This is a genomic window from Blautia sp. 210820-DFI.6.14, from assembly GCF_020558815.1.
Lineage (GTDB): Bacteria > Bacillota > Clostridia > Lachnospirales > Lachnospiraceae > Blautia_A > Blautia_A obeum.
Window position 1 is genome coordinate 1 of sequence record NZ_JAJCKS010000008.1, and the last position, 14,620, is coordinate 14,620.

At 37.8% G+C, this 14,620-nt stretch carries 23 protein-coding genes; all 23 read right to left on the reverse strand.

Features of this window, described 5'->3' with window-relative positions; all coding sequences use genetic code 11:
- Window positions 1-602: 602 nt before the first annotated feature.
- The 23 genes from LI112_RS08025 to LI112_RS08130 all read right to left on the reverse strand — a co-directional run bounded on the left by LI112_RS08025 (window position 603) and on the right by LI112_RS08130 (window position 14,619).
- Window positions 603-860, reverse strand: a complete 258-nt coding sequence (locus LI112_RS08025) for a hypothetical protein (RefSeq protein WP_227190502.1) — start codon at window positions 858-860, stop codon at window positions 603-605.
- A gap of 9 nt (window positions 861-869) precedes the next feature.
- On the reverse strand, window positions 870-1,073 hold the full coding sequence (locus tag LI112_RS08030; protein ID WP_009320562.1) for a hypothetical protein: 204 nt from the start codon (window positions 1,071-1,073) through the stop codon (window positions 870-872).
- Complete coding sequence (locus tag LI112_RS18165; protein ID WP_009320561.1) at window positions 1,063-1,191, reverse strand: hypothetical protein; 129 nt, start codon at window positions 1,189-1,191, stop codon at window positions 1,063-1,065. Before LI112_RS18165 ends, LI112_RS08030 begins: the two co-directional genes overlap by 11 nt.
- Window positions 1,188-1,562, reverse strand: coding sequence for a hypothetical protein (locus LI112_RS08035; RefSeq protein WP_044929584.1), 375 nt, complete (start codon window positions 1,560-1,562; stop codon window positions 1,188-1,190). The genes LI112_RS18165 and LI112_RS08035 overlap by 4 nt, the downstream gene beginning before the upstream one ends.
- A 152-nt stretch (window positions 1,563-1,714) precedes the next feature.
- A complete protein-coding gene (locus LI112_RS08040) occupies window positions 1,715-1,936 on the reverse strand; it encodes a hypothetical protein (protein ID WP_009320559.1) in 222 nt (73 codons plus the stop codon).
- Window positions 1,933-2,295, reverse strand: a complete 363-nt coding sequence (locus tag LI112_RS08045) for a hypothetical protein (protein ID WP_004847014.1) — start codon at window positions 2,293-2,295, stop codon at window positions 1,933-1,935. Before LI112_RS08045 ends, LI112_RS08040 begins: the two co-directional genes overlap by 4 nt.
- Window positions 2,296-2,709: 414 nt before the next feature.
- Window positions 2,710-3,444: a hypothetical protein gene (locus tag LI112_RS08050; protein ID WP_227190503.1), complete on the reverse strand. Its 735-nt coding sequence runs from the start codon at window positions 3,442-3,444 to the stop codon at window positions 2,710-2,712.
- A complete protein-coding gene (locus LI112_RS08055; protein WP_227190504.1) occupies window positions 3,431-3,781 on the reverse strand; it encodes a hypothetical protein in 351 nt (116 codons plus the stop codon). Before LI112_RS08055 ends, LI112_RS08050 begins: the two co-directional genes overlap by 14 nt.
- Window positions 3,774-4,892: a hypothetical protein gene (locus tag LI112_RS08060; protein ID WP_227190505.1), complete on the reverse strand. Its 1,119-nt coding sequence runs from the start codon at window positions 4,890-4,892 to the stop codon at window positions 3,774-3,776. The genes LI112_RS08055 and LI112_RS08060 overlap by 8 nt, the downstream gene beginning before the upstream one ends.
- Window position 4,893: 1 nt before the next feature.
- Complete coding sequence (locus LI112_RS08065; RefSeq protein WP_227190506.1) at window positions 4,894-5,070, reverse strand: hypothetical protein; 177 nt, start codon at window positions 5,068-5,070, stop codon at window positions 4,894-4,896.
- 85 nt (window positions 5,071-5,155) lie between these two features.
- A complete protein-coding gene (locus LI112_RS08070) occupies window positions 5,156-5,677 on the reverse strand; it encodes a DUF5662 family protein (protein ID WP_227190507.1) in 522 nt (173 codons plus the stop codon).
- A complete protein-coding gene (locus tag LI112_RS08075) occupies window positions 5,674-5,853 on the reverse strand; it encodes a hypothetical protein (protein ID WP_004847024.1) in 180 nt (59 codons plus the stop codon). The genes LI112_RS08070 and LI112_RS08075 overlap by 4 nt, the downstream gene beginning before the upstream one ends.
- Window positions 5,854-6,012: 159 nt before the next feature.
- Window positions 6,013-6,333, reverse strand: a complete 321-nt coding sequence (locus LI112_RS08080) for a hypothetical protein (RefSeq protein ID WP_009320551.1) — start codon at window positions 6,331-6,333, stop codon at window positions 6,013-6,015.
- A 13-nt stretch (window positions 6,334-6,346) separates the two neighbouring features.
- Window positions 6,347-6,511 carry a hypothetical protein gene (locus LI112_RS08085; protein ID WP_156796077.1) on the reverse strand — a complete coding sequence of 55 codons (165 nt, stop codon included), beginning with the start codon at window positions 6,509-6,511 and terminating at the stop codon, window positions 6,347-6,349.
- An 83-nt stretch (window positions 6,512-6,594) separates the two neighbouring features.
- A complete protein-coding gene (locus tag LI112_RS08090) occupies window positions 6,595-6,750 on the reverse strand; it encodes a hypothetical protein (protein ID WP_004847026.1) in 156 nt (51 codons plus the stop codon).
- Window positions 6,751-6,841: 91 nt separating this feature from the next.
- Window positions 6,842-7,024, reverse strand: coding sequence for a hypothetical protein (locus LI112_RS08095; protein ID WP_009320550.1), 183 nt, complete (start codon window positions 7,022-7,024; stop codon window positions 6,842-6,844).
- A gap of 58 nt (window positions 7,025-7,082) precedes the next feature.
- Window positions 7,083-8,321: a hypothetical protein gene (locus LI112_RS08100; protein WP_227190508.1), complete on the reverse strand. Its 1,239-nt coding sequence runs from the start codon at window positions 8,319-8,321 to the stop codon at window positions 7,083-7,085.
- Window positions 8,311-8,631, reverse strand: coding sequence for a hypothetical protein (locus tag LI112_RS08105; RefSeq protein WP_009320548.1), 321 nt, complete (start codon window positions 8,629-8,631; stop codon window positions 8,311-8,313). Before LI112_RS08105 ends, LI112_RS08100 begins: the two co-directional genes overlap by 11 nt.
- A gap of 13 nt (window positions 8,632-8,644) precedes the next feature.
- On the reverse strand, window positions 8,645-9,505 hold the full coding sequence (locus LI112_RS08110; protein WP_227190509.1) for an N-6 DNA methylase: 861 nt from the start codon (window positions 9,503-9,505) through the stop codon (window positions 8,645-8,647).
- A 102-nt stretch (window positions 9,506-9,607) separates the two neighbouring features.
- Window positions 9,608-10,084 carry a hypothetical protein gene (locus tag LI112_RS08115; protein ID WP_009320546.1) on the reverse strand — a complete coding sequence of 159 codons (477 nt, stop codon included), beginning with the start codon at window positions 10,082-10,084 and terminating at the stop codon, window positions 9,608-9,610.
- Window positions 10,085-10,104: 20 nt separating this feature from the next.
- Window positions 10,105-14,163 carry a DUF5906 domain-containing protein gene (locus LI112_RS08120; protein ID WP_227190510.1) on the reverse strand — a complete coding sequence of 1,353 codons (4,059 nt, stop codon included), beginning with the start codon at window positions 14,161-14,163 and terminating at the stop codon, window positions 10,105-10,107.
- Between the two features lie 8 nt (window positions 14,164-14,171).
- The gene (locus LI112_RS08125; RefSeq protein WP_227190511.1) at window positions 14,172-14,405 is read right to left on the reverse strand and encodes a hypothetical protein; all 234 of its coding nucleotides are present in this window, start codon (window positions 14,403-14,405) and stop codon (window positions 14,172-14,174) included.
- A 1-nt stretch (window position 14,406) separates the two neighbouring features.
- On the reverse strand, window positions 14,407-14,619 hold the full coding sequence (locus tag LI112_RS08130) for a hypothetical protein (RefSeq protein WP_009320540.1): 213 nt from the start codon (window positions 14,617-14,619) through the stop codon (window positions 14,407-14,409).
- Between the last annotated feature and the right edge of the window lies 1 nt (window position 14,620).

Genomic DNA, 14,620 nt, shown 5'->3' on the forward strand with positions numbered 1-14,620 from the left:
CTGTTCTGAGGGAATTTATTGATCGGGGTGTAACATATGTTTGACAAACCTACAAGATTTTTTTATTAGCTCTTGACATTTTCTTCAACCTGTGATATGAGCCTGTTTTCTGAGATCGTCATAAACCATTCTCATCCCATCTTCAAAGTACACTAATATACTCATATACCCAAACGGACGAAAATATACGGATGACCGCGACAACCTTGGATAAATTGACTTGAAATTTTCATATAAACTCTCCCAACTAATCTTGCTCATGATTTCCTCCATTTTTTACTCGTGGTCAAAAACCCACTTTTTTTTCGCTATTACTATATATATTTAAACTTTCTATCATAATAGTTTAAGAAAAAAAGTGGGAAAGTGGGCTTTGAGCCCGCAAACCCGCATAAATACTGGGTTTTTACTGACCAAATCGGGGTTTTAAAAGTGGGCACAAAGTGGGCAAATGACCACAAATTTGACCAAAATCGTCCGAATCCTTCCCCAAAATTCCCCTCATTTTCCAAAAAGCCCAAATAAAAGTGACCAAAGCCCGTTTTTCAAAACTCAAAAGTGGGCGTAATTTTCACCCACCTTCAAGCTTTGTACAGACGTTTTTAATAGTTTCTCCTCTGGTAAGGTAAATGTTTCCGAGCAATCGGACGGTAAGAATATTGTTTAATGAAAGATTCTCTTCGGAATTTTTTCAAAGACATCCCATATCGAGCCGGAGAGCTTAGACTCTTTTTCTTCTCTTTCTCGGGCACCGATAATCCAAACGCTTTGTTCAGAGTGTCCGCCATCTCTTTTAACTTGGCGGCAAATTCTTCAAATGCTTTCGTAATCGTATCAATTACTTTCTGAAAATCATTCATGTTTATATATCACCTCCAAATTCGTCCCGTTCGTTTGTCCTTGATAACGATCCGTTCCTCAATATGAAAATCTGACAACTCACAAAGAGCAAAGATAGTGTCCAATAATTTGTGAAACCGTTCGTCTTCCTGTTCCATGTTCTTCAGCGCTTCATAGGCAGTCGGGTCTGAATATCCCTCTGCATTTCTTCGACAATCATTTTTAATACCCATCTCGTCCTCCCCATCGGAAAGAGTCATCCATATAGGTTGTAGACGCACTAATTGCTTTTAATGCTATTACTCCCGCCAGACACACAATTCCGATAATAATTCCAATTACATATTTCATGCTGTTTCGCCCTCTCCTTCTACTAATTTAACACCGCCATACTCCCACAAATCTTCTTTTAACTTATCCATATCCAACTCTCCATTTTGCCAGCGTTCGTAATATTCCAGAACCAATTCAGTAAATCTCGGAATACGCTTGGCGTAGGTCTTTGTCCAATAATGATCCATTAACACTTCCAAAGGGAGAGTCAGGAGTAAAACCATAGCGGTATTTACGGCATCATCCGTGGCTTCCTGCTTAATACGCTCAAGCTCTTTTCCTACTTGTTCTCGTACCGCTATATTGAGCTGCTCTTTTGTGAGATTGTATGTGGCGGTTTTCGCTTTTTGTTCTAATTTCTGAGTACGTCTCCTCTCTGCTCGTCCCATCATCTTCTTCCCCCTCATAAATCCAATTTTCTTTTGCAAAGAACAGCGGTATCCCCATCATCAGGGAAAATAAAAAGAACGTTGCATCCCCATCACACCATGGGATTGCCAACGCTCCGCCACACATTAAAATGACTGCATATATTTTATTTTTAATTAACTCCTTTTTCCACATTGTCCTTCTCCTTTGTTGATTTGATTATATTTTCTTCAACGGCTTCCATTTTTGTCATAATTCCCGCCTCTCGGAATTTTCCGTATGCTTTCGCTGTTGCACAGTGTTCGATGCATTTCAGCACTCGGTCAATCAGCGAATAAACACATAAGTAAACAGTGATGAACATGATAAGTAGCTGAATAAAAGTAAATATCATTTTGTCGAACCTTCCTTTCCATCAATATACATAAAATATTTCATTCGCTTTTCAAATCCTTTACAAGAGAAAACTTTTCCCCCTTTTTCCCGAACATGTTTAATATGAGTGAAGGTACTGCCTCTGTCTGTTAAACAGAAAATCGTATTTTCTTTATAAAAATTCCAATAGTAAAGTCTATCCGAAGTCGAATAAGATAAAGCGTGGAATTTCTCGAAGTCGACCATTTTCATCAATTCTTGTAATTCGTATAAAGCTTCATTAAATGTCTTACACTGGACATAAATTGTTCCGCTTTCACTTTTTAGAAATTTTTCAAAACCAATTTTATACTCAGCGAATGGAACTTTAGACATCATAATCTCCTCTCTATACTTTCTTCACATGAATGTTTACAGTATCAAGAATGCATTCATCATTTTCAATACACTCTACTTCCATATTGAGACACTCGTCGGAAAGTATTTTTTTTATTGAAGTCTTTTCGTATTAAGCAAACTTCTTCATTCGCACCAACAACTAAACGAATATCGTTGTACCATATGAGAGGTAATAAATCTTTGACCTTTATCGACACACTCAATCCTCCTCCAAAATTCTATAACAAGATAATTCAAATCGCGGCATAATCTTTTCCGGATACATTATTCTGCTAAACTGAACACCATTCCCATATTGTTTTTTTTTTTTTGAGGCGTAACACATCTGGATGGTTATGTTTATAGGTAGCATTTAATTCCTCCAACGTGTTGTAAAACACCGATTCATAATATTTAATCATCTTGCTTTTTACCAACAATAATTTCTGAATATGGTAAGCTTTCAATCCACTTGCAGAATTCTACCCATTCATCGAGTTTATGGTTTTTCCGCATCGGATAGATTCCCGCTAACACTTCGTAATTCAGCATGACTGTCCGCTTCTGGTTGTAAGAAGAGGGGAGAAGCTGGATCATCTGCCACCATGCTCTTTTGTCTTTCTTGATTCCCGATTCCTCTCCGGTTAAATATTCATGTCTCCAGAAATTTAACGATTCTATTATCTGGTCGAGAATATAGGTGGATGATATACAGGCATGATCCGGAACGATTTCATCTCCAGTTAAGTGCTCCCAGCTAAAGTCATTCCTTGTAAATTTCTTCTCCGCAATCTTATGCATGGTGGAACAAGAATTTGCAACGGTACCAACTTTGTAAGTATCAAACTCTTTCCACCAATAAAGCGGAGCTGTAATGTCCATATAGACGGTAATCATTCGGCGATACTTTGCGTGAGTCGGACCACCCGCTGCAAGTCGCATCATCAAATCATGGTCTGCTTTACCAAGCTGCCACGAATGATCATATGTATGCTCGCAATCATAAGCAGCACAACTTTTACATCCAATACCATCATCTCCGCCTTTACAGATACCGCTATCCGATTTTTGCCAACTATTCATCGGATTTCGCATTCCCCTGATGACATGTTCCCATCCCATAATTTCTACATTTTCAATTTTGATCATTAAATTCTTTCTCCTTTATTTCTTCTTGAATGACACGAGCAATATCCTGTAAAGAATCCAACTTTTTCCCACAGCACTTTGCTGCCGACTGAGCGAGAAATTCATCAGCTTCTAAGCTCCAAGTTTCATAATAGTTTGGTCTTATCCCTGCCATTTTATATACATCACCACACCGGAATGAAACCCTAATATGATTACATATATCAATGACTGCTCGATGCTTGTCAACATACATATTTTTTCGAATATCTGGAAGATAGTTGATTAAATCATACATTGCCTCAAGCACATCTTTACACTTATCTCGGTGAATTATAATGAGTATGTCATTATTCATTTTCGAATTTCTCCATTTCTGATAGCATCTGATTCTCTTCATCGCAAAAACAAATATCGGTTGGATCAACTCGTCTGACTCCATCTGAAAACTCTACAATACCGAATATCTTGCTGAATACCCCAGCCGGAGCTCCTCCTATTAGAGGACTGGCTTCCAAAGGTTTTGAGTAATGTTCCCATGCATGGAAATATCCAAGTTTATCGTTTACAGTACAAAGCCGTACAATCGCATACAGAATTCCGACTGTATCATAATCTCCATTTTTAGAATCGACGAGGAAATCTTCACAATACACTTTGAAAGGCTTACTTTCAGGGAAATATGGCATGGTAATCGGGAATTTTTCCTCCATCACACGATCAATTAAACCGCTATGATACGAAGCATTTGGGTTATCCAAATTGATACCGCAGAACCGGTCTACATCTCGATATTTTACCGTCCCATCAGCATACACATACTTAAATAATGAGCTCATGCGCTTACACTGATAATTGACAACTTCTCCTCGATGACCACTTCGATCTCTAGCATCGCTCCAGACATCTTCCGTATCTACAATAGGGGTGAGCGGTTTTCTTTCAATCATGCGAACCAAAATATACTTTGTCATACCGATACTAAATCCAGAATGACCGTCTTCCAGAAGGCTTCGATATGCTTTTAAGGCACTTTCGAAGCAAGCACAACCATAATCCTGTTCTTCCTCTTTTGTTCCGGATGCTTTTCTCTCATGTTCACAGGCGATTCGAACTTCATTCTCTACCCATAATTCCATATTCGATTTTTCTCGGCAGGAACTGATAAGACGATTACGATCATCAATATATTCGTTGGCGAATATCTTTCTCGTATCAGAGCCAAAGCTATCGATGATTTCAGGAAGGTTCTCATTGACTGCATTGAAAATCAAACCATAATTGTAGCACCAATTGATTGCTTTCCGAAGCATATCACCAACACGACAGGTCCAAAGAATTAGTTTGTCCCCTTCTGCCTGTCTTTTTCTAAGATAGTAAATCATATCTTCATTTGCCTCACCAATCTCTGGCCACTTGTTTTCACATAAAGTTCCATCAAAATCTACTGCGATAATTTTAGAATTCATATCATTTTCTCCTTCTTACTCTTCTGAATTTATCTACGCTCTTTATCACACCGGTATTCTTATTGATAATGCGATAATAAAAATCTGTTTCCTCCACCAGCATCCAATCTTTACAATTAAGATAATGAGCAGACAGACATTCTTTCTGTTCACGGGTTAATTTCTTCGGTTGTTTCATCTTCCTCTCCTTCAAAAAGACATAAAAATAGCCCGAATTCACTAATTAAAAAGAATCCGAGCCAAAATATGTCTAATTCTGTAGTTCATTTTTTTTCTTTGATCTCATCCAACTTTGTTTTCATTTTTTCCAGAATATCTTCAATGGTCTTTCTAGTCTTTGGATGCAGCTTCATATACTTACAATGCTCATCGTACCAGCCGAATATCTCATCCAGCTTTCCTTTTTGCCAACTAAATGCCCACCAATCACAAATCATCTCGATGATATAATTGTATGGCATCTCCAAAATAATTTCTCCCTCTTTCGGATCATCATTTATCAAAATCCAATATTGCCAGTGATGAGGGTTTCTATGCAGATGTAACAACCAAGCTTTTTGATAATTTTGCATAACCGCATAAGAACGATTTCCTCCATAAAAATACGCATCGTAAGCCTCATATTCATCCTGTTCATCTTTGGATTTATCATGTGCAAATTCAATTTGCCATCCATAATCGAATCCATCGACTAGAAGTTCTGGAAGATTTTCAGCAATCCAGTCAAATCCTCTTTTTACATTAGAACGATGCTGAGTTAAATATTGATCGTACTGAAAGCTCACTTGTCCGCTCCTTTCTTCTGAATGGTAAGTTTTCGATAAAGCTCGTATGCTTCCTTTCCTTGATAGGCATTGATGACATCCACTCGCCCGTTTTTCTGACTACCAACAATTAAAACACCAACATCTTTTCCACGAGAAAAATCCCAACTTACAATAACACTATCTGTCGATTTCATTTTTTCTTTTCCTCCCACATAATAGGTTTACGGGAATTCAGATTACAACCGTGTTCTAAGCATCTATTACAAGGATCGAATTTTTCCTCCAATTCCTTGTGCTGACACGTCTTGCAATATTTTTCAAAATTAACTTCTAAATACTCTTCGTTCATAGTTTTAATAAATCCTTTCTTCACAATCTACATTGAACACATGCCTTCCATCGTAGAAAATATCAATATCTGAGGAATAGTAACCATTCTGATCCGAATAGCAAGGGATAAAGAACATCGGTGTTCCTTTGCTTCCAAATCTAAAGCCATTTTCTGGAACCACTTCGAATATCAAGTCATTTTCAAACTCGTATTCTAATGCCAAATCTTCGAGCTGCTCAAAATCTGCATAATTTGTTTCACAACAATCCTGTTCGTGGTCAAATGTGATTCTTGAACCATTATCAAAAAGGATATAATTCGTATTTACTTCCTTGATTTTCATAACATCGCTCCTTCTAAAAATAGTATCTAAGCCATACTGCATAAAGTTTTTGTTGAGAACTACAACCTTCTAGCAATTTCCAAAATTCTGTCAATGATAAAGCTTTTATCTTTATAGACAACATCCATAAAAATACTCGAATACCTACTATTAACTCTTTTAAATACTCTTCGTTCATAATAAACCGCCCATTTGATATAAAAAAAGAAAGAGCCTGCGATTTTTCAACCACAGGTCCTTTCTGACATAATTGCTTCTTGGTTACGCTTCGATATCCCTCTGAGTGTCCTCAATCAACCCATCGAGTTTGGATTTGACTTTTTCGTATTCCCCTTCCTCCAGCAACTCTCTGAGTTCGATAAGAACCCTCAAAAGTTTTCTACTAAACGCAACAAATTCTTTCATATTGTCTTCCATTTACCTGCCTCCTTTAGCAAGCCCTTTCTTTTAAGATAAGGTAAATATACCTTTCATTATAGGGCATGTTATTTTTGCGAATTTTCTTAAATTAGATTTGCTCCTTCGGTACACGAATATAAGCAGAAGCAACAAAGCCTACTCCAGTACCAATCATCACAAGACCAATAATCAATCTGTTCTGAGCAGATGATAAAATTTCTTTACAAGTGTTGATTTTTTCGCTCATAAACTTCTTGACACCCCTCCCAGCCTTCTGTAAAATATCAAACATTCTTGATACCTCCTATTTTTAATATTAACACAAGCTTGGCGGTATTGCTATAAGATTGTTACCACTTCACAAATCTTGTTTCGTTAAAATCCTTCTTCTCCTTTAATGCTTTACTGATTGCTAAATCGATTCCGCTCCGAGATTTCAAGTGATAGTAATACAAATCTTTGAATGGTGTATTCAACCTGTCTATTCGCCCCGCAGATTGCTGCATGATTTTGTAGGAATAATTCTGCGAATAGAATATAATCGTATCAGTTTTAATACAATTCCATCCTTCAGCTCCTGCGTTATATTGGACAAGATACACCCAGCTTTCTGATTTTGGAATAGGTTGATGTTTATGGCCATTCCATTCCGCGATTTCAAAATACATAGTATCTGCATGTGGAATAAACAATTCTTTTAAAAGCTCCAACTCATAATCAAAATTGTAAAATATAATGGCTCTTGGATGCTTTTCTACAATTTCCAGCAGTGCAAGTTGTCTTGATTCGTCTGTATTCACAATTTTTCGCCATATATAACAAAGACCGGCTGCGTTTGTAATCGGTTCATTCTTGTACGGGTCCCATCTGGTTCTTCCCACATCTTTATATTGCTCGATACTATACCGCACAAACACATCTTCGTGATGTGAAACTGTTTGTCGCTTGAAATCCATATTCACCAAAATTCGATTTCTTAGACGGATCAATCGTCCAGTGTTTAGATATTGGTCAATCTTTGGAAATTTGCTAAATCTGCTATATACCACATGCTCCCGGATGAACTCTGTTCGGTTTTTGTAGAATCCGTTCGCAACAAACACTGGAATATAATCCTGCCATGTATCCCCCGGAGTTGCCGATAGCAGAATCCATTGGTTAGATTTTGCTATCTTTAGGAATGCTTTTACCCATGCTCCTGCCCCAATTACTCTTTGCTCGTCAAATATAAAGAAAGCATTTTTCACATCTGCATACTTTCCAATATTATTCCAAGAATCCACTTTAATTAAATTGGAGTATAAATTGACATCTTTATGAATGGAGAGAAGGAAGGGTGAAAGATCCCCCTCCCATTCCATCGTATCTCTCTTTCTTGCTGTTGTAATGATATATAAATCTTTTGGAGGATCTTCCATTGGAATATATTCCTCCGTTCCTGTCAAACAGCTCGGTTCTCCACCGTTTTGAAGATAATAATAAGCTAAAGCAGTTCTGGATTTTCCACTTCCAACACCCCCGCAAAGTATGCATCCATTCTGCATTTTTTCTACTGCTGCTATCTGATAATCATATAGTTTAACAGCCATCTGGATTCTCCCCACAAGATACAAATCCGTTTTCAACTTCTGCTCGATACTCCAGAATCCCATACTCCTCCAAATTCGCTTTAGGTCCACCTATCAGCAATATAGATGCTATCTGCTCGTCAGTTTGGTTCTTCTCCTCACGATAATAAGACCATAACACTTCTTGAACGTCTTTCGTAACGCAAATTTTTCGGCAATCAAATTTGCTTTTATCTGTTATTCTTGCCGATATTTTTCGTGCTACATTTTCATAAAAAGTAGCCAAATCGCAATAACAGTCCTCTTTCTTCAACGATACTGTTTTAATCATATTTGTCATCCTTTCATAAGCTGTGAAACACTCTTCTCATAGTCCACACATCCGAAAAATACATCATCGTGAACCAGTAATTTTCTCCATTATCATCCGTAGACATCGGTTGTGTAAATACATCACCCACCTTGATATATGCAGCCACTCCAAGAAGAGAAAGCTGAATGTAACACATCAAAGCGACAATTTCGTCAATATCCTGTGCCACAACCAATACATGATTCTGAAAATTCAGATTAACTTTTTCTAATTGTTTTCTTGCTTCGTTGATTGCTGCAATTAAAGTAGCTCCTGCCCCACAACAAAAATCGTTAATAGTTATATATCCTTTCTCTTTCACAACAGCAGCAACATCCTCTTCGGTTACTTTTGCCATCAATTCACACACATGATATGGAGTAAAAAATTGACTGTTGGATTTGTCACCCAAGTTCAATTCCATAAAAATACTGCCTAGAAAGTCCTGCTCTGGGTTTTCTTCCAAAGCCATAACTACATAGGCAGCCAATTCCGGGAACTGCTCTTGCTCCCGCTTATTGTATTTTTTAATAATTTTCAAATATCGTTTTTCCCGTTCTTCATAGTGGAATTTATCCACTGGATTCGATAAAGAACAGGCAAACATTATGATGAAATCCCGCCATACATCCCATGATCGGTGCCGGTAAGTCAACTGATTAAATGTTTTTAGAAATTGCTTTTTAACATCTTCATTTTTAGGAACTTTATTAGGCTTTGGGTTATCTGTTTTCTTAGGTTGTGGCAGAATATTTAGTTCTTGTTTTACGCTACCTACTTTGGGTTTAGAAATAGAAGCGGTTGTTTTCGGTTTCGCTGTGGTTCGCCTCTTTTTCGGATTCCAAAATACCATAGTTTTTCTCCTTTCACGAAAATAGAGGGCTGTTTCCTTTTACCTTAGGACATTTACCCTGCTTAGTGATAGCAAGCACCCTATTTTTATATTTTAGAAGAATTAAACTTCTTCCGGTCCCTCTTCCTCCGCATATTTCTCTGCGAACTCGTCCTCTTCGATAGTAACATACATCGTCTTCAGATAAGCTTTGATACCAGTCTTTCCATTCACTTCCCATGAATAAGGTCGAATCGTCAAGTCTACATTCCGAATCTCCGCATAGTCCAAAGTGGAAATGGATTCATCATCCAACGGTGTTTTTGTTTTTCTAGTAATCATATATACCTTAGGCGGGATATTCTCAAAGCTGACTGCCACCTGGATATAATGTCTCGGCTCTTCGTCCTCGTCTCTCGGAGCCAGCAGTCTTACATTCCATCCATCATTGGAAAGTTTCTCTGCCTGCTCCGAATCTTCGATGATGACACAGAAGTTCCGGTTTCCCGCGCGATTATACTTTGATTCTTCTCCTCTGAAATTACGAAAGATAATACGAGCGTTTTCGATAATGATATTTGGTACATTTTTAAAAGCCATGATATATTTCTCCTTTTCTTTTAATTAAATGGTATTTCTTCATCTGCGTCTTCTGGAATGTTCATAAAATCCTCAAGTTTTGGCTTTGCAATGTAAGGATCTTCCGAAACAAACCATTCAAAATCGCCATATTTAGATATGGTCTTTACAGCATCATCGACAAGTTTGTCATAATAAGAACGGTCGATAGAATCTTCTTTAGATAATTCTCTAACCATCTCTGATTCCAGCCATCGATACCCTTTTGAGCCTGTAGCAGCATAATACTTTCCGTCTTTTTCTCTCATCAATAAACCGCCGCCAGCTCCTGGTTTAATCGGGCAGAATTGACCAACTCGTCCAATGAAAATATAATTGTGCCCTTCTTCGATACGTTCGAGCAGTTCCCCACAAAGATTCTCAAGAGTTGTATCTGAGAGTAGCCCTTTCTTGTATTGATCTTCCAATTTTGCAAATTCCTTTTCGGAAGAAGATACATCGGGAAGCCCCTCATTCATATCCAAATATAATGCACTGCTTACTGATTTTGTTTCACACATATCTTCAAAGACAATCTCTTCTTTACTAAAAAGTTTCTTAAAGACATATGGAATCTGGAATTGTGTACCGGTTGCGGTCCATTTTCCGTCTTTATACTTGGCGATATAAACAGCATCGTTTACCAAGCACATTCTGTCATATGTAGCCTCATGTTCAAAGGTGTAGCCATACCGTTTTCCATAATCCATAACAAACTGGATAATCTCAGGAGTTGCGTCCGGAATCTTAATAGAATCGGTCTTAATATGGGCAACAGTAAAGCCCCGTTCCTGTACCTCGTGTTTGAGGTTAATCATGAACAGAGCTCCTCGTTTGGCTACAATATTATCTTTGTTTCTAGGATCACGGAATGGATTATCGAAATTTGCAGAAGTAAGACCGTAAACAGAATTGATTGCAGTCTTCAAAGCGTTCGCCAAATCCTTTGCCGTCATTTCTCCATCAATTACTTTCTGAATATACGGTGTCAGCTTTCCATCCAGCATATGGTTGACCTCATTCCATGCCTCATGTTTAATGCTGACTCGTCCTTCTACAATATCACGGAATGATTTGGTGAATTTAACCCCGAACAATACCTCCGCAATTGCACTATGCGGATGCATCGAAGAAATATCTAACAGAGCTACATTCCCATACATCCCAGGTTCCGCATAAACATAACCGCCCTCTCCAACTTCTTCTCCCAGATAAGTAGACTTTCCGTTTTCGTACTTGTATCCTGGAAAATATGGTAAAAGACTTCCTTCCTCCCCATGCGTTTGGGACATCATTTCTGGACATGCTTCCGCTAAGAACGAATAAGTTTCCTCATCAAGATCATGTACCGGTTCTGCTAAGTTACGATAATGAAACTGGTCTTGCGGTTTTCGCTCATTCCCAAATATAATTTTCTGAGTAAGCGTATTAGTGGTATCATTGACGGTCATTCCAGCTAAATCCGCCAGAATCTGCCTAGCCGTCCAATCCGCTTTCAAATAATGAAACGCTGCTTCCGTAGCAATCACATCGTTATCACAATACTCAGCAACCTTTGTCCACATGTCTTCCGGTACTGGTTGATCCCATGGAAGTCCCAGCTCTTGATGATGGATTCCCATTTCAATTTCCAACTTTTTCAAGCTTTTTTTGTTTCCAGCAGATGCAAAATCATATACATCCGTATAAGAAACATTGTAGGCTTCTCCAAAGAAACAGTTTGGGCTTCCACTGATAATCTTTTGCGAAAGATTGTATAATTGCTCATTTGTATAACCCATAAGTCTTGCATAGAGAATATGATTGTCATATCTCCTACAGTTAAATCCAACCAATCGAAATCGTATCAATTCTTCAATCTCTGTTGGTGTTGGATTGATCATTCGTACAACTGGCTTCCCTTCTCCCTCCATCTTCCAATTTACAAGGAATAAATTGGGAAATACTTCAATATCATAGAATACCAGTTTTGCCTCTTCGTTTTTCCCCGCTGTGGAAGGGTCCGCCGATTTAAACTGCATCTTGTTTACCAATTTAATACAATAATCGGCTTGATGTGTACTGTTTGCAGCAAATGCCAATACCGCATTACGCATATCCGTTACATCGTAACTTAAATCACTGGAGTAAGCATCTTCCAGTATTTTGTAGATAAAATCGATACTAGGCTTAGTACCTGGATGAATTTCTTTATTCAAATTTCGTTTAATCAGTGTTCTAAGCCCTTTCTCGCTTTTTATCGCTTCAAAATTTACCATTTTATTTTCTCCTTTCATCGGTAAACCAGAGCTAATAGTTGCGATAGGCAAGTCATTACACTTCGTAAGTTTTCTCCGTAATGAGCTTTTGCCTGTGAACACTTTTACTTCAATATGGTCGTCATAAACACGACTTAATTTGTTCACATCTCCCGTATAGATATAATGAAGGTGAACTCCCTTTCCGCTTTTGCTTAACTCTGCATATGTTGCCGGCCACTTACTTGCTTCTTCTACATTCCGCTCAAACGATTTATTTCCGTCTTCATCCGGAATATCAAAATCAATCACAATGTGATTCTCTGGGACTTTAACATAATGGATTTGAGAAGTATTCAAGTCTGATAGTTTGGTTTTTACATTATCCCACTTCATTGACGGAGTTTCTTTTTCCGTTGCATACTGAGCCGGACAATCAGAACACTCCCTATCAAATACAGACTCTATGTCGTCAAAGTGTAACAACGAATGCTTTTCTTCCTGTTTCTCTACAATAGTTTCCTCTTCAAACTTTTCTGTCCGAAATCCAATGTAATAACTTCTTACCCTTGAGCCATCTTCCATATTGAATCGTTCTTTGTAGTCTCGAAAATAGTTTTTCAGTTCTTCCTTAAAAACTCTCTGTGAAAATGGATATCCGACTTTTGCTTCGTCACAATAAGTTTTATACATTTCCCAAGCAGCTTTCAAAGTTGTACCGTTTTCTCTCTTAAAGACATGGTACGAATCGACAATGAAATTATAAAAATCGTTCGAAGCTCCTAACATCGCGATAGGAATATAATCATCATACATTCCAGGATTCTTCAAATAGATTTCTTGGCAGTGATATGCAATTGCTCCAAGCTCAAATTCAATCTGTTTCATAATTGTCTTGTATTCTTTGGGTCCTAATTTATTTCCGGAAGGAGATACATCCACTAATCGTCGTATTAGACCTGATTTTGCGTCCGTTATCTTTACCGGTTTATTTGTACCCATGAATAAAAAGCATTTAAAACGGTTTGAATAAGTAGATTTGAATTTCTCATTTACCGTCATCAGCTCGTGTGACACCAGACTATTCAATCTAGTATTATCTTCAATCCTTGACAAATCCCCATCATGTTGAATAGCCACAAGAGGGTTGTTCTTGAATGCTTCCAATGCAAAAGAATTGCTAGATGAACCCAGAGCTTTGGCATCAAAAACGGAATAGTATCCCTCAAAAAGCTGCTGAATAATATTGAGAACCGTAGATTTACCTGTTCCGGCAGCTCCATACAAAACCATAAATTTTTGCAATTTCTTTGATTCTCCGCACACAATGGAACCGATAGCCCATTCAATTTTCTGCCTCTCTGTCTCGGAGTACAAAGTAGACATCAACTTGTTATAAGCAGACAAATCGCCAGCTTCAAGCGGATATTTCAACTTTTTACTGGCGTAATCTTTTTTGTCGGTCTTGGTGTTGGAGAATATCAATTTATCGTCCAGTGTGTGAAAAGAATCCCGCATCTGTTTCTGACAATATTTGTGCCAGGAATCAATCATTCCGGATTCAGCATCCCACATGTGAAGGACTTTAATATCAGAGTCAAAGCGTTGGCGGCTTTCTTCTGCGTATCTATCCAGCTCACGGTCAATCAACTGCAAAGCATCTTGTTCGTCCGTAGACCATAAACCTCGTTCTTCAATCCAGATAGCGTAGAAGTCACCACCTCGAATCATCAGATCGGAGCTTTTTTTAATAATGAACTTTGGATAGATTTCAATTGCACCACGCTTTGTACTACGTGTGGAAATCATCAAAAAGTCGATCATCTCATTTTTTACTCTCCTTTGTCACGCTTTAATTCTTCGATTTCGCTTTCAAGCTTTTTAATTTTTGCTGCCTGTTCCTGTCTTTCAATCTCACCAATAAAAAAATTCATCGTAACTAGAACAGAAAAAACCGCAACACAGTTGTTGAATTTTTGCTGTTTTCTGATAGCTCTTGAGATAACATCTAACCTTCTGTCCGAATTATGTAAACTCCTAAAAATATAATTCATAATCTCACACATTTTACTTTTTTCCTCCCTTCATTCCATTCAAAAAACTGGTAATCGTTTCTAATTTCCATTCTTTTTGACTGTGGTAAGTGAATATAAATTCCTGACCATTTTTCTGGCGTATCCGAATACTATTTCTTCCATTTGGAAAGAATACGTCTATTCGTTCACCCGCATAATCTGGAAAATAATATTCAAACCATTTCATTACTTCACTATGGCTCATA